General features: G+C 66.2%; 20 protein-coding genes. 8 read left to right on the plus strand and 12 right to left on the minus strand.

Going from position 1 to position 20074, the window contains the following annotated elements; translation table 11 throughout:
* Together HA630_RS23865 and HA630_RS20240 are read right to left on the minus strand one after the other, a co-directional pair.
* A partial coding sequence (locus HA630_RS23865) for an ATP-binding cassette domain-containing protein (RefSeq protein WP_371809307.1) occupies positions 1-308 on the minus strand: 308 nt, incomplete at its 3' end.
* The gene (locus HA630_RS20240; RefSeq protein WP_166837221.1) at positions 305-1162 is read right to left on the minus strand and encodes a DHH family phosphoesterase; all 858 of its coding nucleotides are present in this window, start codon (positions 1160-1162) and stop codon (positions 305-307) included. The genes HA630_RS23865 and HA630_RS20240, both read right to left, overlap by 4 nt.
* 71 nt (positions 1163-1233) lie before the next feature.
* Here HA630_RS20240 and HA630_RS20245 point away from each other — a divergent pair, with 71 nt between their 5' ends.
* The gene (locus HA630_RS20245) at positions 1234-1641 is read left to right on the plus strand and encodes a thiol-disulfide oxidoreductase DCC family protein (RefSeq protein WP_166837223.1); all 408 of its coding nucleotides are present in this window, start codon (positions 1234-1236) and stop codon (positions 1639-1641) included.
* Positions 1638-2348: an SDR family NAD(P)-dependent oxidoreductase gene (locus tag HA630_RS20250; RefSeq protein WP_166837225.1), complete on the plus strand. Its 711-nt coding sequence runs from the start codon at positions 1638-1640 to the stop codon at positions 2346-2348. The genes HA630_RS20245 and HA630_RS20250 overlap by 4 nt, the downstream gene beginning before the upstream one ends.
* 28 nt (positions 2349-2376) lie before the next feature.
* Here the strand turns inward: HA630_RS20250 and HA630_RS20255 are convergent, their stop codons facing one another.
* The 5 genes from HA630_RS20255 to guaD all read right to left on the minus strand — a co-directional run bounded on the left by HA630_RS20255 (position 2377) and on the right by guaD (position 8523).
* Positions 2377-3585 (minus strand): ABC transporter permease, encoded by a 1209-nt coding sequence (locus tag HA630_RS20255; protein ID WP_166837227.1) that lies wholly within the window; start codon positions 3583-3585, stop codon positions 2377-2379.
* Positions 3585-4349 carry an ABC transporter ATP-binding protein gene (locus HA630_RS20260; RefSeq protein ID WP_166837229.1) on the minus strand — a complete coding sequence of 255 codons (765 nt, stop codon included), beginning with the start codon at positions 4347-4349 and terminating at the stop codon, positions 3585-3587. Before HA630_RS20260 ends, HA630_RS20255 begins: the two co-directional genes overlap by 1 nt.
* On the minus strand, positions 4346-5644 hold the full coding sequence (locus HA630_RS20265; RefSeq protein ID WP_166837231.1) for an efflux RND transporter periplasmic adaptor subunit: 1299 nt from the start codon (positions 5642-5644) through the stop codon (positions 4346-4348). The genes HA630_RS20260 and HA630_RS20265 overlap by 4 nt, the downstream gene beginning before the upstream one ends.
* Positions 5641-7092, minus strand: a complete 1452-nt coding sequence (locus HA630_RS20270; protein WP_166837233.1) for an efflux transporter outer membrane subunit — start codon at positions 7090-7092, stop codon at positions 5641-5643. Before HA630_RS20270 ends, HA630_RS20265 begins: the two co-directional genes overlap by 4 nt.
* 111 nt (positions 7093-7203) lie before the next feature.
* A complete protein-coding gene (guaD, locus tag HA630_RS20275; protein ID WP_166837234.1) occupies positions 7204-8523 on the minus strand; it encodes a guanine deaminase in 1320 nt (439 codons plus the stop codon).
* A 136-nt stretch (positions 8524-8659) separates the two neighbouring features.
* Between guaD and HA630_RS20280 the strand changes: the two genes are divergently transcribed.
* Positions 8660-8902, plus strand: coding sequence for a hypothetical protein (locus HA630_RS20280; RefSeq protein WP_166837236.1), 243 nt, complete (start codon positions 8660-8662; stop codon positions 8900-8902).
* Between the two features lie 61 nt (positions 8903-8963).
* Here HA630_RS20280 and HA630_RS20285 read toward each other — a convergent pair whose 3' ends face one another.
* Both HA630_RS20285 and HA630_RS20290 read right to left on the minus strand, forming a co-directional pair.
* Positions 8964-9689: a cytochrome c biogenesis CcdA family protein gene (locus HA630_RS20285; protein WP_166837237.1), complete on the minus strand. Its 726-nt coding sequence runs from the start codon at positions 9687-9689 to the stop codon at positions 8964-8966.
* Positions 9686-10087 (minus strand): thioredoxin family protein, encoded by a 402-nt coding sequence (locus HA630_RS20290; RefSeq protein ID WP_166837238.1) that lies wholly within the window; start codon positions 10085-10087, stop codon positions 9686-9688. The genes HA630_RS20285 and HA630_RS20290 overlap by 4 nt, the downstream gene beginning before the upstream one ends.
* A gap of 168 nt (positions 10088-10255) precedes the next feature.
* Between HA630_RS20290 and HA630_RS20295 the strand changes: the two genes are divergently transcribed.
* Together HA630_RS20295 and HA630_RS20300 are read left to right on the plus strand one after the other, a co-directional pair.
* A complete protein-coding gene (locus tag HA630_RS20295) occupies positions 10256-10813 on the plus strand; it encodes a sigma-70 family RNA polymerase sigma factor (protein ID WP_166837240.1) in 558 nt (185 codons plus the stop codon).
* The gene (locus HA630_RS20300) at positions 10810-11445 is read left to right on the plus strand and encodes a DUF1109 domain-containing protein (RefSeq protein WP_166837242.1); all 636 of its coding nucleotides are present in this window, start codon (positions 10810-10812) and stop codon (positions 11443-11445) included. Before HA630_RS20295 ends, HA630_RS20300 begins: the two co-directional genes overlap by 4 nt.
* A 341-nt stretch (positions 11446-11786) precedes the next feature.
* On the opposite strand, the gene HA630_RS20305 is transcribed toward HA630_RS20300, so the two are convergent.
* The 3 genes from HA630_RS20305 to HA630_RS20315 all read right to left on the minus strand — a co-directional run bounded on the left by HA630_RS20305 (position 11787) and on the right by HA630_RS20315 (position 12700).
* Positions 11787-12104: an RNA-binding protein gene (locus tag HA630_RS20305; RefSeq protein ID WP_166837243.1), complete on the minus strand. Its 318-nt coding sequence runs from the start codon at positions 12102-12104 to the stop codon at positions 11787-11789.
* Between the two features lie 67 nt (positions 12105-12171).
* Positions 12172-12441: a translation initiation factor IF-1 gene (gene infA / locus HA630_RS20310; protein ID WP_101047894.1), complete on the minus strand. Its 270-nt coding sequence runs from the start codon at positions 12439-12441 to the stop codon at positions 12172-12174.
* 22 nt (positions 12442-12463) lie between these two features.
* Complete coding sequence (locus HA630_RS20315) at positions 12464-12700, minus strand: hypothetical protein (RefSeq protein WP_166837245.1); 237 nt, start codon at positions 12698-12700, stop codon at positions 12464-12466.
* Positions 12701-13948: 1248 nt separating this feature from the next.
* On the opposite strand from HA630_RS20315, the gene HA630_RS20320 reads away from it, so the two are divergent.
* The 3 genes from HA630_RS20320 to HA630_RS20330 all read left to right on the plus strand — a co-directional run bounded on the left by HA630_RS20320 (position 13949) and on the right by HA630_RS20330 (position 20073).
* Positions 13949-17458 carry a helicase-related protein gene (locus HA630_RS20320; protein WP_166837246.1) on the plus strand — a complete coding sequence of 1170 codons (3510 nt, stop codon included), beginning with the start codon at positions 13949-13951 and terminating at the stop codon, positions 17456-17458.
* Between the two features lie 14 nt (positions 17459-17472).
* Complete coding sequence (locus HA630_RS20325; protein ID WP_166837247.1) at positions 17473-19314, plus strand: DUF262 domain-containing protein; 1842 nt, start codon at positions 17473-17475, stop codon at positions 19312-19314.
* 138 nt (positions 19315-19452) lie between these two features.
* Entirely contained in the window at positions 19453-20073 is a 621-nt protein-coding gene (locus HA630_RS20330) for an NYN domain-containing protein (RefSeq protein ID WP_166837249.1), read from the plus strand.
* The last annotated feature ends 1 nt before the right edge of the window (position 20074 follow it).

Consider the following 20074-nt stretch of genomic DNA (forward strand, 5'->3'; position numbering starts at 1 on the left):
TCCTCGGCCACGGTGGGGAAGATGATCTGCTCGTCCGGGTTCTGGAACATCATGCCCACCGGGCGCGGCTGCGGGTCGGCGGCGCCCAGGGGCACGCCGCCCAGTCGCACCTCGCCGGCGCGCGGGCTGTCCAGGCCGCAGATCAGGCGGAACAGGCTGCTCTTGCCGGCGCCGTTGTCGCCGATCAGGCCGATGCGCAGGTGCGCCAGGTCCAGGCTCAGGCCGTCGAACACGGTGGTGCGGCCGCGCACCAGGGTGACGCCGTGCAGCGACACGCCGGCCGAGCCATCCCAGGGCGCCGAGGTCACGGCCGCAGGCTGCCGTCGAGCAGCGCGGGCAACTGGGCCAGGCCCAGGCGGAAGGCGCAGGCCTGCGGGTGGCCACCGCCGCCAAAGGCCACCGCCAGCGCGCTGGCGTCGAACGGGCGCACCGCGCGCAGGCTGACCTTGACCACCGTGGGCGAGTCGATGCGGAAGATCAGCCCGAAGGTGCCGGAACGCTCGGCCAGCACGTTGCCCAGGTCGCTGGTGAATTCGCTGGGCGCGTTCACCGCCCAGACGCGGTGGCCCATGAAGTCGAGCGGGAAGGCGCCTTCGGCCAGCGTCTGCACCTGCTGGGCGAAGCGGTCCACCACGGCCTGGCCACGCGCCACGATCTGCGCCCGCTGCGCCGGGTCTTCCGCGGCCTCGTGGAAACGCGCCCATTGTTCAAAGTCGAAATCCAGCGCGTCCAGCGCCGCCAGAAAGGGCCGGGTGTCGGGGTAAGCCCAGTTCCACAGGTCGCGGTCCTCGATGCGCGAGATCAGGTGCGGCAGCGGCTGCCCGGGGTGGAAATGCGCCCAGGCCAGGTGGGCACCGGAGCGCTGCATGTCGAACAGCAGGCGGAAGCCGGGGCCGCAGTGCAGGCACTGCAGCTTGTCGTGCGCGGTCTGGTGGTGGTCCAGCAGGGTGATCGAACGGGCCTCGGCGCGCAGGCGGGTCATCACATTGGCGTCGAAGGCGAAGTCCAGGATGAACACGTCGCGGCCGGCCACCGCGGGCACCGCGCCGCCGTGCTGGCAGGGCAGGTAGTCGGCGCGGTCGCCCAGCGCACGCCAGGCGGCGTAGGCGGCGCCAAAGCCGTCGGGGCAGTCGGCGTGGTACAGAACGAGGGTGTCTTTCATATGCCCGGGTTTATACCGGATGTTCCCGCCCGCGCCGCACGCGGTCGCCGGCTTTGCCGCATGATGCGGCCATGCCACCGCCCCCACGCCCCGCCCCCACGGTTTACTTTGATGGCAGCTGCCCGCTGTGCCGCGCCGAGATCGCGCACTACCGCCGCCTAGCCGGCGGCGACGCCCTGCACTGGGTGGACGTGAGCGCCGCGGGCGCCGCGCTGGGCGACGGCCTGGACTGCCGGCGCGCCATGGCCCGCTTCCATGTGCGCGACGCCGACGGCCGGCTGCACAGCGGCGGCGCAGCGTTTGCCTGCCTGTGGCGGGCGCTGCCGGGCTGGCGCTGGCTGGGCCGGGCCACCGGCGTGCCGCCCCTGAGCTGGCTGCTGGAAGCGGCCTACCGCGGCTTCCTGCCGCTGCGCCCGGCGCTGCAACGCCGGCTGGGGCCGTGGCTGGCCCGCCGCGCCGCGCCCGGGGGCCGGCCATGACCGCCAACGCCCAACCCCACCTGCGCGACGGCTACCGCGCCGCGGTGCTGGGCGCCAGCGGCGCGCTGGGCCAGGCCTTTGTGCAGGCCTTGCAGGCAGACCCGCGCTGCGCCCGGGTCTGGGCCCTGTCGCGCCGCAGCGAGCCGGCGCTGGTGCTGGAAGACGAGACCAGCCTGCGCGCCTGCGCCGACGCCCTGCGCCCGCACGGCCCGCTGCACCTGGTGCTGGACGCCACCGGCGCCCTCACCCTGCCCAGCGGCCCGCCCGAAAAGCGGCTGGAAGACCTGCACCCCGAGCGCCTGGCCCAGGCCTTCGCGGTCAACGCGATCGGCCCGGCGCTGGCGCTCAAACACCTGGCGCCGCTGCTGGCCACGGGCGAACGGGTGGTGTGGGGCAAACTGTCGGCGCGGGTCGGCAGCATCGGCGACAACCGCAAGGGCGGCTGGCACGGTTACCGCGCGTCCAAGGCGGCGCTGAACATGCTGCTGCAGACCGCCGCCATCGACATCGCGCGGCGCCGCCCGCTGGCGGTGGTGGCCGCGCTGCAGCCCGGCACCGTGCGCTCGGCCCTGAGCCGCCCCTTCGTGGGCGACCAGGCCGACGCGCCCGAAGACGCCGCCCAGCGCCTGCTGGCCGTGCTCGACACCCTGCCGCCGCAGGCCGCCGCGCATTTCGTCGACCACCGCGGCGCGCCCATTCCCTGGTGAGCGGGGCCCGCCACGGGCCGGCACGCGCTCACTCGCGGCGCAGGGCCTCGATCGGGTCCAGCCGGGCCGCGCGCCGCGCCGGGAAAAACCCGAACAGCACCCCAATGCCCGCCGAAAACGCGAACGCCAGCGCGTTGATGCCGGGGTTGAACACATACGGCACGTTCATCAGTGCCGACAGGCCCACGCCCGCGCCCACCGCCAACGCCATGCCGATCAGCCCGCCCAGCGCGGCCAGCACCACGGCCTCGATCAGGAACTGCAGCAGCACCTCGCGCTCCAGCGCGCCAATGGCCAGGCGCAGCCCGATCTCGCGGGTGCGTTCGGTCACGCTCACCAGCATGATGTTCATGATGCCGATGCCCCCCACCAGCAGGCTCACCGCCGCCACCGCGCCCAGCAGCATGGTCATGACGCGGGTGGTGCTGGAGAGGGTTTCGCCCAGCTGCTTGGTGTCGAGCACGTTGAAGTTGTCCTCGTCGGTCTCGGCCAGCTTGCGGCGTTCGCGCAGCAGTTGGGTGATGCCGGCCTTCACCCGCTCGGCGTCCACCCCGTCCACCATCGACACCAGCAGGGTGTTGACCCGGGTGTTGCCGGTGACGCGGCGCTGCAGGGTGTTGAGCGGCATCATCACCAGGTCGTCCTGGTCGTTGCCGAAGGCGCCCTGTCCTTTGGACCCCAGCACGCCCACCACCTCGCAGCTCATCTGCCGCACCCGCAGCGCGCTGCCCACCGCGGTGGTGGCGCCGAACAGCTCGCGGCGCACGGTTTCCCCGATCAGGCACACCGCCGCCCCAGCGCGCAGTTCCTCGGGGGTGAAGGAGCGGCCATCGACCACGCTCCAGTTGCCGGTGGTGAGCCAGTCGTTGGTGCTGCCGATGATGCTGCTGGTCCAGTTGCGGCCCTGCGCCACCACCGTGGTGCCGGTGCGCGACTCGGGCGCGGTGGCCAGCACCCCGCCCACCTGGGCGGCGATGGCGTCGGCGTCGGCCGCCTTGAACGCCGGCGCCGACGAGCCGCCCGCCCCCGGCCCCAGCCGCTGGCCCGGGCGCACCTGCAACAGGTTGGTGCCCAGCCCGGCGATCTGGTTCTGAATCGCCATCGTCGCGCCGTTGCCCAGGGTGACCATGGTGATGACCGCGGCCACGCCGATGACCACCCCCAGGATGGTGAGGAAGGAACGCAACAGGTTGCGCCGGATCGAGCGCAAGGCCAGGATCAGGGTGTTGACCCACATCACGCCGCCCCTTGCGCGGCCGGGGCCGCGCCGTTGTGCTGCACCTGCTCCACCACCCCGTCGCGGAAGTGGACGATGCGGTGCGCGTAGGCCGCGATGTCGTGCTCGTGCGTCACCATCAGCACGGTGATGCCGTAGTCGCGGTTGAGCCGCTGGATCAGCTCCATGATCTCGTGGCTGCGCTGGGAGTCGAGGTTGCCGGTGGGCTCATCGGCCAGCAGCACCTGCGGTTCGGTGACGATGGCGCGCGCGATCGCCACCCGCTGCTGCTGCCCGCCCGAGAGTTCGCCGGGCGTGTGGTCGGCCCAGGCGGCCAGACCCACCGCCTCCAGCGCGCGCTGCGCGGCGGCGTGGCGCTGGGCGCGCGGCTCCCCGCGGTACACCAGCGGCAGCTCCACGTTTTCGCGGGCGGTGGTGCGCGCCAGCAGGTGAAAGCCCTGGAAGACGAAACCGAAGTAGCGCCGGCGCAGCCGGGCCCGCTCGTCGCGCGACAGCGACTGCACCGGCACGCCACGGAAGCGGTACTCGCCGGTGGTGGGCGTGTCCAGGCAACCCAGGGTGTTCATGGCGGTGGACTTGCCCGAACCGCTGGGCCCCATGATGGCCACGAAATCGCCGGCCTCGATGGCCAGGTCCACGCCCTTGAGCGCCTGGAACGCGGTGGCCCCCTGGCCGTAGGTTTTGGTGATGCCGCGCAGCTCGATCAGCGGCGGCACCGGGGTGGCGGCGGCGCCCTGGGCCGGCGCCGCGGTCGCCGCGCTCATCGGGCCGCCCCCGCGCTCAGCTGGCCGGTGATCACCGCCAGCCCCTCGGTCAGGCCGTCGCCGCTGACCTCGGTGTAGCGGCCGTCGCTGATGCCGCCGGTCACCGGCAGCGCCTGCGGCTGGCCGTTCTGCAGCACCCAGATCTGGCGGGCACCGCCACGCCCCTCGGGCCGGGCGGTTTTGCTGGCGGTGCTGGGCGGGCGCGGCATCATGCGCGACAGCACGCTGGGGTTGCCGGCGGCCGCGCCATTGCCGTTGCTGGGGGTGAAGCGCAGCGCCGCGTTCGGCACCACCAGCACGCCTTTGCGTTCGGTCGCCACGATGCTGGCGTTGGCCGTCATGCCCGGGCGCAGGCTCAGGTCCTGGTTGTCCACGTCCAGCGTGGTCACGTAGGTCACCACGTTTTCGGTCTTGGTCGAACCGAACGCCACCCGGGCGATGGTGGCCGGGTAGCGCCGCGTGGGGTAGGCGCTGACGGTGAAGCTGGCCGCCTGCCCGACCTGAACCGCGCCCACGTCGGCCTCGTCCACATACACCTCCAGCCGCAGCTGGCCCAGGCTTTCGGCAATAGAAAACAGCGTCACCGCCTGCAGCGACGCGGCCACGGCGTTGCCTGGGTCCACCGCGCGGGTCAGCACCACGCCGTCGATGGGGGAGCGGATCGAGGCCTTGGACAGGTTGGTCTCGTTGGTGGCCAGGTTGGCCTGGGCCTGCTGCACCGCGGCGCGGGCGCTGGCCTCGGCGGCCTGGGCGCGGTCCACCGCGGCGCGGGCGCCGTCGAGTTCCGCGGCCGACGGCACCTGCCCGCCCGAGCGCTGGAACACGTCTTCCTGGCGCGCCCGCTGGGCCTGGGCCTCCTTCAGAGTGGCCGCGGCCTGCGCCACCTGGGCCTGGGCGGCCACCAGCGCCGCGCGGGCGCTGTGCACCTGGTCGGTCAGCTTGGCGGTGTCGAGCACCACCAGCACCTGGCCTTTTTTGACGCGGTCGTTCACATCGACCAGCACCTCGCGCACCGTGCCCGACAGTTCGCTGCCGACGTTGACCAGCCGCGTCGGCTGCAGCGTGCCGTTGGCCGACACGGTGAGGGTCAGGTCGCCACGGCGCAGGTTTTCGGTGACGTAGCCGGGCGCGGCCTGTTGCGCCTGGCGGCTCTGGTAGGCGTAGCCGCCGCCCACCAGCACGGCCACGGCCAGGGTGCCGCCCCACCAAAGGGGGCGCTGCCACCAGCGCGGCGGTCGGTCGGCGCCCAGCAGGGTTTGCACATCGGTGGCGGGGGAGGCATCGGTCGGTTTCATGGGGTGCTGCGGTCGGTGGTGGGGGCGTCGGGCGTCCAGCCGCCCCCCAGGGCTTTGTACAGGCGCACGTGGTCGGCGCTCCAGGTGGTGCGGGCGGTGGCCAACTCGCTCTGCAGCGACAGCAGCGCGCGCTGCGTGTCGAGCACGGTGCCATAGTCCACCAGGCCACTGGCGTAACGCTGCCGCGCCAGCGCCTCGGCGGTGGTGGCGGCCTCGGCGGCCTGCGTCAGCCGCGCCAGCCGCTCGCGGTTGCCCTGCAGGGCGGCCAGGGCGTTTTCCACGTCCTGCAAGGCGGTCAGCACCGCCGCCTCATGGGCCAGCCGGGCCTGCGCCAGCGCCGCCTGCTGCACCCGCACCTGGGCGCGTGCCGCCCCGCCATCCAACAGCGAGGCCGTCACCCCGGCCAACACACTGCGGGTCAGCGCGGTCAGGTCGAACAGGTCCGCCAGGCGTGGCGCGTTCAGCCCCAGCGAGCCGCTCAGGCGCAGGCTGGGGTAGCGGTTGGCGTCGGCCTGCTGCACCCGGGCCCAGGCCGCCAGCACGCGCTGCTCGGTCACGCGCACGTCGGGGCGCTGGCGCAAGGTGTCGGCCGGAAAACTCAGGCCCAGGCCCTCGGGGGGCTGGGGCAGCGGGGCCGGTGCGGGGTCGGCGCGCTGCAGCGTGCCGGGCGGCTGGCCGGTCAGCACGGCCAGGGCGTTCCAGCTCTGGCGGATGGCGGTGTCCAGCGCCGGCAGGGCGGCGCGGGTCTGTTCCACCGCGCTGCGCCCCTGCGCCAGTTCCAGCGACGAGGCCAGCCCGGCCTGCACCCGCCATTCGGTGAGCTGCAGGGCTTCGCGCTGCTTGGCCAGGTTGTCCTGGGCCAGGGCCAGGCGGGTCTGCAAGCCGCGCAGTTCCAGGGTGGTCAGGGCCACCTCGGCCGCCAGGCTGACCCGGGCGTGGCCGAGGCTGGCGGCGGCGGCCTGCACGTCGGCGTCGCTGGCGGCCCGTGCGCTGCGCTGGGCGCCAAACACATCGGGCTCCCAGCTGGCGTCCAGGCCGGCGCGGAAGGTGTTGCCCGGCGCGTTGTCGGCCACCTGGCTGCGCTGGGCCGAGCCCGACACGCCCACGGCGGGCGCCTGACCGCCCAGGGTCACGTCGCGCTGGGCCCGGGCCTGCTGCAGCGCGGCCTGGGCGCTGCGCACACCGGTGTTGGCCTGCAGGGCCTGGGCCACCCAGGCACTGAGCTGCGGGTCGTTGAAACGGGTCCACCAGTCGGCCAGGTCGGCCGAGGGCTGCGGGGCGGTGCCCTCGGGGGTCAGGCTCCAGGCGTCGGGCACGGGCAGCACGGCCGGCGTGGTGCCCGGGGCGCCGACCCCGGGAGTGGCACAGCCGGCCAGCGCCGCGGCCAGCAGCACGGCGGTGGCCGCTGGCAGGCGGCGGGGGCGTGAAGGGGGCGAATGTGCAGGCATGAAACCCTTGTGGTGCAGGTGCGTTGGTCAAACTGCCAAGGGTATAGTGTGTCGCAAGCCGATTTCGTTCCGGCGGCACGGGGGTAAAGCTGGTGTAAAGCCAGCCGGTGCTCAGCCCGGGGGCACCACCGCCCCGGCCACGGCCACCCGCTCCACCGCCCGATCGTCGCCCAGCACGATCAACGCGAACAGCAATTCCTCCAGGTTCTGGGCCTGGCCGGTGCGCCGCGCCATCAGGGGCGTGGCCTGGGGGTTGAGCAACAGCCAGTCGGCCTCGGCCCCGGGCGCCAGGCTGCCCACCACGCCCCCCAGGCCCATGGCGCGCGCCGCGCCGGCGGTGTGCTGCCACCACAGGTGGCTGGGCGCCAGGCTCAGGCCGGTTTTGGCGCTGCCCGAGCCGGTCACGCCCGCGCGCCCCACGTAGTAGGCGGCCAGCATGGTGTGGAAGGGGCTGAAACTGGTGCCCCCGCCCACGTCGCTGGCCAGCCCGTACCGAAAACCCGCCCGGTCGGCGCTGGCGTGGTCGAAAAACCCGCTGCCCAGGAACAGGTTGCTGGTCGGGCTCACGGCGGCGGCGGTGCCGGTGTCGCGTAGCAGGGCGCGGTCGGTGTCGTCCAGGTGGATGCAGTGGGCGTACACCGCGCGCTCGCGCAGCAGGCCGAAGTCGGCGTACACGCCCAGGTAGCTGCGCGCCCGCGGGTACAGCTCGCGCACCCAGCGCACCTCGTCCAGGTTTTCGGCCACGTGCGACTGCACCCACACGTCGGGGTGGCGCGCGGCCAGCTCGCCGGCCCCGCGCATCTGGGCGTCGGAACAACTGGGCGCAAAGCGCGGGGTGATGGCGTAGCCCAGCCGGCCGCGGCCGTGCCAGCGGCGGATCAGCGCCTCGGTGTCGAGCAGGCTTTGCTCGGTTTGGTCGCGCACGCCGTCGGGCGAATGGCGGTCCTGCAACACCTTGCCGGCCACCAGGCGCAGGCCCCGCCTCTCGGCCCGGCTCAGCAAAGCGTCCACCGACCCCGGGTGCGAGGTGGCAAAGGTCAGCGCGGTGGTCACACCGTGGCGCTGCAACTCGTCCAGAAACACCTCGGCCACCGCGCCAGCGTAGGCCGGATCGGCCAAGCGCGCCTCGTGCGGAAAGGTGTAGTGTTCCAGCCACGGCAACAGGCCCTCGGCCGGGGAGCCGATCACGTCGGTTTGCGGGTAGTGGATGTGCAGGTCCACAAAGCCCGGCGCGATCAGGCGGTCGGGGTGGTGCTGCACCGGCACACCCGGGTGGCGGGCGGCCACGTCCCGGTAAGGCCCCACCGCCACGACGCACTGCGTGTCCTGCGCATCGGGCGCCAGCACCAGCAGGCCGTCGGCCTCGTAATGCGGCACGGGCGTGTCGGCGTGGGGGTCGAACCAGAGGATGGCGGCGCGGTGGGCTTGCATGGCAGCGAGCTTAGCGCGTCGCGCGCGGCCGCACATACACACGGGCCGATGGTGAATATGCCCCCTTGACAGGTTTGATAGGCTGGTGGCGTGGGTCTTTGCACCCCATGTTCAACCCCTTGCACAGGAAACTCCCATGCGCACCACCGCCTTCGCCCTGCTTCTGGGCCTGACCACCGCCCTGCCCGCCCTGGCGCAACACACCGCCGAGCAAACGCAGGAAGACATCAAACGCCACCGTGCCATGGCCGCGGCGCACCAGGCCGCGGCGCAGTGCCTGGAAGCCGGCAAGGGCGAAAAGGTCTGCATGGCCGAACTGCAACAGGCCTGCAAGGGCCTGGCCCTGGGCAAGTCCTGCGGCATGCGCCACGCCCACTGAAGCCAGCCCCCCTGCCCCCTGCGGCGGTGACACCCGGACACCGCCGCGGCCCGCAACCGCGTCAAAAACGGGTCGTCAGTTCGGTCCAGCCTGGCGGCAGCAGGGGCACCAGCTGCGCTTCCAGCCATTTGTCGCCGCCGCTCAGAATGGCCACACCCACCAGCAGCACCACGGCGCCAAAGCCTTTTTTCACCCGGTCCATGTGGGCCAGCACCCAGCCCCGCACCCGGCCAAACCCGCTGCGCGAGGCGTAGGCCACGGCCACCAGCACCGTGGCCGCCCCCAGGCCGAACATGCCCAAAATGAGCGATCCACGGACGGCCCCGCCCTCGGTGGCCACCAGGGTCAAGGCGCTGGCCAGCATGGGGCCCGAACAGGGGCTCCACACCATGCCCAGCAGACCGCCGGTGGCGAACGCGCCGACCAGCGAACCGCTGTCCAGCCGGGTGGTCGCGGCATGGGCCCCGCTGGCCAGCGGCGTCACCAGGCGGGTGAAGCGCTCGTTCAGCGCCGGCACCAGCATCACCAAGCCAAAAGCCACCAGCAGCCAGGCACCGGTCAGCCGGATCAGGTCCGGGTCGATGCCCAGGGCCTCGCCGGCCACCCCCACCAACAGGCCGAGCGTGGCAAACATCGCCACCATGCCGGCCCCCATGGCCACCGGCGCCCAGCGGTGGGACTGCAAGGCCCCACCCAGCACCAGCGGCAGCAGCGGAAACACACAGGGGTTGAGCGTGGTCAGGCTGCCCGCCACCCAGGCCAGGCCCAGTTCGGTGGGGCTGGTCACAGGGCTTGGACGAAAGCGGTTTTGAGGTCCTGGGCGCGGGTCTGACCGATGACCCGCGTCACCTCCTGGGGCCCCTTGAACACCACCATGATGGACTGCGAGCGAACTTTCATGCTTTGGCGCAGCGCCTTTTCCTGGTCGTAATTGGCCACCAGCACCGTCATGGCCTGCAGCTGGGGGTCGGTCTTCAAGGTCTCCAACGATTTCGCCTGGGCCACACAGGTGGAGCACCAATCGGCATGAAAATGCACCGCCACCGCTTGGCCCCGCTGCTGCAGGGCACTGAGTTCGGTGGCGCTGTAGGGTTTCAGCTCCAGGGCGGCGGCCCAGGCGCTCAGGGTCATGAGCCAGGTGGTCAACAGCAGTTTGACAGCTTGGTTCAGGTTCAGGGGGGTCATGTGCAACTCCGGGTTAGGTTGAAAGCCCAGCCCGCAGGCCGGTACAGGGTTATTCGCCCCACAGCGCCCAACGGTTACACGCGTGTTCCAATGGTGTGCAGAATTTTTTTCGACCCACGATGCCCAGGGCTGTAACCGAACCACGCTTTGGCACGAAATCATCCACATATGACCCCGTCGTCAGACATCGAGTCCCGTCTGCGCCCCCTGTGGCTGGCCGCCCAGGCCGGCGACGAGGGCGCTTACCGGGAAGCCCTGGCGCTGATGGCGGCGCGGTTGCGGGCCTATTTCCGCCGGCGCATGAGCGCTTGGCCAGACGACGTGGAAGACCTGGTGCAGGAAACCCTGCTTGCGGTGCACCTGAAGCGGGGCACCTACGACCCAAGCTTCCCCGTGAGCGCCTGGCTCACCGCGATTGCGCAGCACAAACTGGTGGACCTGTGGCGCCGCCATGGCCGCAAGGAAGGGCTGCACGACGCCTACGACGAGGTCGATGAGGCCGAACTGGCCGCCGTGCCGGCCGAACCCCATGCCGCGCGCGATGTGGGGGTCCTGCTGCGGTCCCTGCCTGCCGCACAGCGACAGGCGATCGAACTGACGCGGCTGCAGGGCCTCTCGGTCGCCGAGGCCTCCAGCCAGACGGGGGCGTCCGAAGCGTCCATCAAGGTGCAGGTCCACCGGGGCCTGAAACGGCTGGCCGCGTTGGTCAAGAAAGGAACGACATGAACACCGAGCATCTGCTGGACCTGCTGGCCCGCAACGCGGGCCCCGCACCCCGTGCCCCAGTGGCACGCCGGCTGGCGCCCATGGTGCTGCTGGGCGTGGCCTGCAGCAGCCTGTTGGCGCTGTGGCTGGTGGGCCCGCAACCCACGGCCGACTTCCAGACGCCGGCGCCGTGGATCAAACTGGCCTATGCCGCCGCCCTGGCGGTGGGCGCCGGCCTGCTCACCGGCCGACTCGCCCGGCCCGTGCACCGGCTGCAGCCCCCCCGGCTGCTGGTGTGGCTCACGATCGGCGGCATGGCCTTGGTGGGCGCCGCCGCCCTGGGCTTGACGCCGCCGGACGACCGGTTGCAAGCCGTGCTGGGCCACACCTGGTTGCAATGCCCGTGGACCCTGATGGGCCTGTCCCTGCCCGCCCTGGCGGGCATTCTGTGGGCGGTGCGCGGACTCGCCCCCACCCGCCCCCGGCAGGCGGGCTGGGCTTGCGGCCTGCTGGCCGGTGCGCTGGGCGCAGCCGGGTACGCGCTGGCGTGCCCCGAGTCGTCGACCCCCTTCATCGCCCTCTGGTACACCCTGGGCATGCTCATGACGGCGGAGGTCGGTCGGCGGCTGGGGCCCCTGGTGCTGCGCTGGTGAGGCAATTGGGCGGCCCCGGGGCGCCCACGCGTGGCAGCGGCCGATCCGTGGCATACACGACCGGCACACGCCCGCGCGCCATCCCACCTTGGCCACCGTCTCACCCGAGGGCATGCCCCAGTGGGCTGCGGCCGGTTTCATGGGCGCCTGTGATCGCTGCGCCCATCGGCAGGTCGCCCCACCGTGAGACGTCCGCTGCGGTGGCGGTGCACAAGCTTGAGAGGGCGGAACTTCGCCGGTCCACCCACCCCCCCTTGTGTGAGTCGAGCTGATGTGGCGCGTCACCTTCCAACAGAACAAAAAAAGCCCGCACGAGCGGGCTTTTATTTGTCGGTCAGCGATCAATAGCTGTTGCGACGGGAATCCCCGTAGCCACCACCGCCGTAACCGCCGGTGCGCGGGGGGCGGGCTTCCATCGGACGGGCGATGTTCACCGTCAGGTCGCGGCCGCCCATGTTCTGGCCGTGCAGGCCACGGATGGCGGCTTCGGCTTCCTCGCCGCTGGACATTTCGACAAAGCCGAAACCCTTGGAGCGACCGGTGTCGCGCTCCATCATGACCTTGGCCGATTGGACCCGGCCAAAGGACGAGAACTGTTGTTGCAGATCGTCGTCGCGCACCGAGTAAGACAGGTTGCCGACGTACAGTTTGTTGCTCATTTTGGAGCCTTTCAGAAAATGCGCCCTGCGAAATTGTGGGCGCAGCTGGGAACAGGGATGAAGAAAACTACCGCCTGCGCTTGAACGCGGGGGCGCCCGCAGGGCGGGGCTGGCGGTTTTCAATGTGACGGAAGGTGATGCGACCTTTGGAGAGGTCGTAAGGCGACATCTCCAGCGTGACGTTGTCGCCCGCCAGAATGCGGATGCGGTGCTTGCGCATCTTGCCGCCGGTGTAGGCGATCAACTGGTGGCCGTTGTCCAAGGTCACGCGGTAACGGGAGTCGGGCAGCATTTCATCCACCTTGCCCTGCATTTCGATGAGTTCTTCCTTGGCCATGACGCCTCCTGGAATGTGCGGGTTATGCCAGCGAGGCGGGGTTGAGCAGCCAGTAGCGACCTTGCGCGGCGGCGTACATCAAGGCGCTGTCTTGCGTCTTGAACTCGGGCTTGAAGGTGTAGACACGGTCATGTGTCTGGCTGCCTTGGCCTCTCTGGATGGAGAGCAGGGCGGTGTGTTGATCGCTGCCGCTGGAGCGGCTGAGCGGTGTGATCCGAAAATTGCCGACGGCAAACGGATGGGTACTGGAAAATGACATTCAAACCATGGAGTTCGGGTCGGTGTGACCCGGATTCATGCCGTCACGCGATGCAACGGAGCATGAGAACCAGTGACCGCCTTGTGGTCACCGGAGTGAAGCTTGCCTGGGGAAGAGTCAAACCACTGAGGGGCCCACAACGAAGTGGTGGCAGTGGAGGTGTGCGGTTTTGGGGTACCGCTGCCCGGATCGAAACTGGTTGCAGCACGGATAAGCAAAATTGCTGCAATGCAACTAATGTAGGTGCTTTCGCAGGGCTGTGCAAGCTTTTTCTTGCACAGCACCCGCTTTGCCAGAGCAGGGCCCACGGGGCCCGTAAACTGAAAAACCCCACTTCGTTTCCGAAGTGGGGTTTACAGATTTGGTGCGGCTGGCAGGATTCGTACCCAATACTCAGCCTTCCCTCTGCAACACCAGTTGAAGACGCCTCCTTTGTAGCACAGTTTTGTAGCAGTCTGCCCTACCCCGCTGCCGCTTGCCTGTCCAGCAAAAATCCTCGCGCAAAGTCTTCGTCATGCAAACCATGTGTGTAGATGTAGAGTGCTTTCATTCCTGTAGCTGTCGGTGGACTCTCATTTAAGGCAAGTCTGGTCCTGGTCAATCACGTCCAGCGCTGCTGGCCCGCGTTCCTTATGGTCAAACGATGACAGTCGCCAGATCAGCACAGCGCTTGAGGCAGACCTCGTTGACATAGAGGCCCGTCACCGCACACTCATTCCCCAAAGCAATCAATAACTTAGGACACTTTCGATCAAAATGTGTCAATTGTTATGCAGGCACATCCAGATTTGTCACTGAATGATCAAATTCTGTGAAAGGACGGTCAGGGCCGCCCGCAACCAGTTAGGGTTCTATCAGGTGAATTACGCCGTGAAGGGCGTCAAGTAGCTGCCTGTAGCCCAAGCTCGTATAAGAACTCGGGGCCGACTTGGCTCATGCTGATCGAATAAAAATCACTCTTTGGTACGGCACCAGCTTCGACCCTTGGGGGAGTCGTCTTTTCCCAGGAATTTCGGCTTCGGGCGCTCAACTGATTGTTTGAGCTTGCAAGTGCTCTCGTATCGAAATTTGATACGCAGCGGTGGCATGCTCATGGTTTGTGTCGATTTGGAAGTCCTGTGTGGGTTGATAGAGGCTGCTCTGACCACTCGCTGTTGGGCTTCTTTGAGGTTTAAGAATCGGCATAATGCCCTGCAAAAAGTTGGCCTGCTGTGAGCGGGTTCATCTGTCACGGAAGCAAGCTGTCACATGCTCAAACTAGAAGACATCACCAGGGACGCGCAACTTGAAGGCTTGTTGCCCGATCAGGTCGTTAAGGTCGTCAATGTGGAGGAGATCGGCCCTAACGCCCGCTTGGTGGCGTACCGCAACGCCCACGGCAAACTGGACGAGCAGACCGTTTTTCGCAGCGATGAACACCGCTTGAGTTTGGCCACGGCTGGCCGGGCCTGGGCCTTTGATGCCGACCCGGCCGCCTTCAAGTTGGCGCTGGAGGCGTACCGCATCAGCTTGGCGCACCTGTTTGACCCACTGATGGCGGTGCACACCTCGAACGTGGAGCCGCTGCCGCACCAGATTTCGGCGGTGTACGAGGCGATGCTGTCCAAACAGCCCCTGCGCTTTGTGCTGGCAGACGACCCTGGAGCCGGCAAAACGGTGATGGCGGGCTTGCTGATCAAAGAAATGACCATGCGCGCGGATGCCCGGCGCGTGCTCATCGTTTCCCCCGGCTCGCTGTCAGAGCAATGGCAAGACGAACTGCGCGAAAAATTCGGCTTGGAGTTCGAGCTGTTCAGTCGTGAAAAACAGGAGCAGTGCCACAGCCGCAATTATTTTGCGGAGCAAGACCGGCTGATCGCCCGCTTAGACCAGCTTTCCCGCAACGAGGAATACCAGCAGCTGCTGCTGCAAACCGAGTGGGACCTGATTGTGGTGGACGAAGCCCACAAGATGTCGGCGAACTACTTCGGCAACAAAGTCAACGAAACCGGGCGCTTCAAGCTGGGCAAGCTTCTGGGTGGTTTATGCAGGCACTACCTGTTGATGACCGCCACCCCGCACAACGGCAAGGAAGAGGACTTTCAGCTGTTTATGTCGCTGCTGGATGGCGACCGCTTTTATGGCAAGTTCCGCGAGGGCGCGCACAAGGTTGACATCACCGACATGATGCGGCGCATGGTGAAGGAGGAGTTGCTGCGATTCGACGGCAAGCCGCTGTTCCCGGAGCGGCGGGCGTACACGGTTAACTACACCCTGTCAGACGCGGAAGTGCTGCTGTACGACCGTGTGACCGACTACGTGCGCAATGAGATGGACCGGGCGGACCGCCTGGACGGCAAGCGCAAGGGCACCGTAGGCTTCGCCCTGACCCAGCTGCAACGGCGTTTGGCATCAAGCCCACAAGCGATTTACTCGTCGCTAATGCGCAGACACAAAAAGCTGCAGGCACGGTTGGAAGAGCTGCAGCTGAAGGCCCGGGCGGACGTGTTGCGCGAGAACCTGGGCGAATACGTGGTCAAGCGGCAGATCGACGTGCCCGACGACTTGGACGACGCATCAGACGACCTGTCGGCAGACGAATACGAAACCCTGACTGACCAGGTAGTGGACCAGGCGACAGCGGCGGAAACCATCCCAGAGCTGCAGGCTGAAATTCTTATCTTGGCGGAGCTCGAAGCGCAGGCGGCACAGGTGGTGCAGTCGCGCAGCGACAAGAAGTGGGAAGAGTTTTCCCGCTTGTTGCAAGAGCGCCCCGAAATGCTGACCGCTGACGGCAGACGGCGCAAGATCATCGTTTTCACCGAGCACCGCGACACCCTCAACTACCTGCTGCTGCGCATACGCGACACGCTGGGCAGCGAAGAAGCTGTGGTCACCATTCACGGTGGCACCAACCGCGACGACCGACGCAAGATTCAGGAGTCGTTTCGCAACAACCCGGACGTATTGGTGCTGCTGGCCACGGACGCTGCGGGCGAAGGCGTTAACCTGCAGAACGCCAACCTGATGGTCAACTACGACCTGCCCTGGAACCCCAACCGCATGGAACAGCGTTTTGGGCGCATTCACCGCATTGGGCAACGCGAGGTGTGCCACCTGTGGAACCTGGTGGCAGCCCAGACCCGCGAGGGCGAGGTGTTCCGGCGGCTGCTGGAGAAGCTGGACATTGAGCGCGAGGCCCTGGGTGGACGGGTGTTCAACGTGTTGGGCGAGGCGTTTGAGGACGTGTCCCTCAAGGACTTGCTGATCGACGCTATTCGCTACGGCGAACTGCCCGAAACCCGCGCGCGCATGGAGCAGGTGATCGACCGGGCGTTGGACACCCAGCACCTGAAAGACCTGATGTCCCGCAACGCGCTGGTGGAAAACCACATGAGCCTGGACGACCTATACGCGATCCGGGAAGAGATGGACAAGGCCGAGGCGCGCAAGCTGCAACCCCACTTTATCAGCGCGTTTTTTCGCGAGGCGTTCAGAGTGGTGGGGGGCGAATTGCGCGACCGCGAAGCTGGGCGCTACGAGGTGCGGCATGTGCCCGCAGATGTGATCGAGCGCGACCGGGTGATTGGGCATACCCGTACCCCAGTGCTGAAGAAGTACGAACGCATTTGCTTTGACCGCGACAGCCGCACGCTGTACGGCAAGCCCACAGCCGACCTGGTACACCCTGGGCACCCTTTGATGGCGGCGGTGACCGACCTGGTGCTGAGCAGCCACCGCAGCTTGTTGAAGCGCGGCGCTGTGCTGGTGGACCCTCACGACGACGGCAACCAACCCAAAGTGCTGTTCATGTTGGATCACAGCGTGCGCGAAGGCAGCGGCGAAGTCCAAAAAGACGTGTCACGGCGCATGCAGTTTGTGGAGATGCGACCCGATGGTGCTGCTGCGCCTGCGCCGTTTGCACGTCACTTGGATTTGGTGCCCATCACCCCCGATCAAGTAAAGCTGGTGGCGGACGTGTTGCAAGCAGACTGGGTGACGCAACAAATTGAAGCACGGGCGCTTTCGTATGCGGTAGAGCACTTGGTACCTGAGCACACGCAAGAGGTTGCGGGCAGGCGACAACGACAGGCGGACAAGCAACTGGCTGCGGTGCGTGAGCGGTTGATCAAGGAAATTCAATACTGGTCGGACCGTGCGATCAAGCTGGACATGGACGTTCGGGCAGGCAAACAGCCCCGGCTTCAACCCGACAACGCGCGGCGTCGTGCTGAAGAATTGGGGGCCCGTTTGAAACAGCGCACCGCAGAGTTACAGGCGATGCGGCAGGTGGTATCAGGCAGCCCCAATGTCATTGGTGGAGCGCTGGTCATCCCTGCGGGCATGCTGGCTGAACGCAGCGGTACCCCTAACTTCAGCGCTGATGCTGTGGCACGAGCTCGCATTGAACGCATGGCGATGCAGGCGGTTTTTGATGCTGAACACGCTCGTGGTCACCGAACCAAAGATGTGTCTGCTGACAAATGCGGCTGGGACATCACTGTTTACATTGATCAGCCCGAAGGGCTGGCGCTGGAGCGTCACGTCGAAGTCAAGGGTCGAGCAAAGGGGCAGGACACCGTTACAGTCACCAGCAACGAAATTCGACATGGGCTCAACCAAAAAGAGAAATTTGTTCTGGCCATCGTGCTGGTGGATGGCGATCAAATTGAAGGCCCGTTTTACGTGAATGAACCGTTTACCCAGGAGCCCGACTGGGCGACCACCAGCGTGAATCTGAATCTGAGCTTGCTACTCAGCAAAGCTGTCAAAGACTAAGGGAGTTTCTACTTATGCAAAAGTATTTCGGCGCACGGATTTGCGAGCTGCTGCCCAGAATCAACACCGACATTTTCATTCCCAGCATTCAGCGCCCTTACGTCTGGGAACCTGAGCAGATCGTCAAACTGTTCGATTCTCTGATGAGGGGATACCCCATCAACACCTTCATGCTTTGGGAGTTGACGCCCGATCATTTTGGGGACTGGGACATTTACCGCTTCGTCAACAACTTCAAGCACGGGGACATTCACAACGACCCAGCAGTGCTGCCCCCAGAAAAAGCAGCAACGTTGGTGCTTGATGGTCAGCAGCGACTTACTTCGCTGCTCATCGGTCTCAAGGGTAGTTACACCGTGCGCAATGGCGCAAGAGGTAAAGGTGCGGGCTGGATCAACAAAATCTTGTTGATGAACTTGCTCGATTCCCCTGACGATGATGAGGAAGACACTGACGGGTTGAAGGTTCGAGAGCTGTACTACAGCTTCAAGTTTGTCGCATCGGACCGCTTGCCCAAGAACGATACGACGGCACTCTGGTTTCCCGTATCGAAAATCATTCAAATCACCGACCGGGACCAGCTGGCAGCGGCAATTGACCGGCTATTGCTGCTCAACCCTGACTTGGATGGCAACCGGCAAACGAATCTGAGAAAAAACCTGCACCGTCTTTGGCAGGTCGTGCATGAAGAGCAGACTTTGGCGTATTACCTGGAACGTGAACAGTCTTACGACAAAGTGCTGGACATCTTCATTCGGGCGAATGACGGCGGCACCAAGCTGAGCAAGTCGGATCTGCTGATGTCAATGATCACGTTGCGCTGGGATCAGTTCAACGCCCGATCGGAAACCGAATCGATCACCTACGCGATGCGTAAGAAGCTGGACCAAGAAAACGCATTCGATCGCGATTATCTGCTGCGCTCAGGTCTGTTCTTCAACGATCTGGACTTCGCTTTTCAGCTGCGCAACTTCACCCCACGCAACATCGCGATCATTGAGAACACGTGGCAGAGGGTCAAGCGCGCGCTGTTGATGGCGACCGATCTGTTCGCGCAGTTCGGCATCAAAGGCGGAGCACTGACGGGGGTCAACGCTGTCATGCTGATAGCGTGCTACCTGTACAAGGTTAATGCTGGGCGCCCAGAAGCTGATTGGACCGTGCCCGACGGTGATGAAAGGCGGATACGGCGCTGGATCACATCGGTGCTGTTTCATGGCGTGCTGAGCGGGGCAGCTAACGTGACCATGGAGTTCTACCGGCGCTGCTTGAACGAGCACCTGAAGCTGCAGGCGTACTTCCCGGTGGAAGAGTTGAGCACGCGCATGACCACCCGCGGGCGAGACATGACCTATGACGAGACGGCGGTGGGACGATTCGTCGCCCAAGAAATGAAGCACCGCGTGGCACCCCTGTGCTTGAATCTGTTGTACGACCGCGAAGATTGGTCAATCAAAGACTGGCAGGTGGTACAGGTGATACCGTCGTTCAGATTGCTGGAAGACCGACTGCGTTTGCAGGGTGTGCAGCCCGAGGAGATCGGGGTTTACCAAAGCTGGGGCGCTCGCTTGGCGAACCAAATGATACTGACCGACGACGAAGCCCGTGACTACTACAGCATGGACCTGGAAGACTGGGTGGCGACCCGTACTGCTGAATTCTGGCAAAAACACTGCTTGCCCAACGACCCTGCGCTGTACGAGGAGTTCAACTTCTTGGAGTTTGTTCAGGCCCGCAAGCGGCTGATTGCTCAGCGGCTCGACGTGGTGCTGAAGGACAGTGCCCGCGTCCCGGAGGCTGGCGAGACCATTCGCGCGGACTTGGCAGAGGCTGCATTGCTGGGTGCAGATGCGTAAGCACCATGCTCGCGTCTTGGGGCAGCACAAAAGGAAACGCCCCCACGAGGGAGGCGTCGGACCAGAGATGCGATCTCTGGCGGGGTTTGAGCTTGTTATTCTACACACTTTCCCAAAAACAAGACAAGGTGGGCGCCCATGAAGCGGGTGATGGTGTACGTAGACGGCTTCAACCTCTACTTCGGCTTACGAAGCAAGCAATGGCGGCGCTACTACTGGCTTGACCTGGTGGCCCTGGGCAACGCGCTGCTCAAGCCCGACCAGCAATTGACACAGGTGCATTACTTCACGTCCCGCATACGCACCAACGCACACAACACCAGCGACGTTCAGCGGCAAAACACCTACCTTGAGGCGTTGGCCACTTTGCCCGACGTGCAGATCCACTACGGGCATTACTTGGAAAAGCCCAAGCAATGCAGAAGCTGTGGCGCCCAGTGGATGGACTACGAAGAAAAAATGACAGACGTGAACATTGCGGTGCAGATGCTGTCTGACGCATTCGCTGACCGCTTTGACACCGCACTGCTGATTTCGGCTGACAGCGACTTGACCACGCCCGTGAAACAGCTGCGCAACCTGTTTCCCAACAAGCGGGTGATTGCGGTGTTCCCGCCCCACCGGAGGTCGTTCGACCTGGGCAATGCTGCAAATGGCTCGTTCACGCTGGGTGAGGCGAACCTGCGACAGTCGCAATTGCCCAACAACGTGACCCGTGCAGACGGTTTTGTGTTGCAGCGCCCCACGCACTGGAATTGAA

Source organism: Aquabacterium sp. A08 (assembly GCF_011742065.1).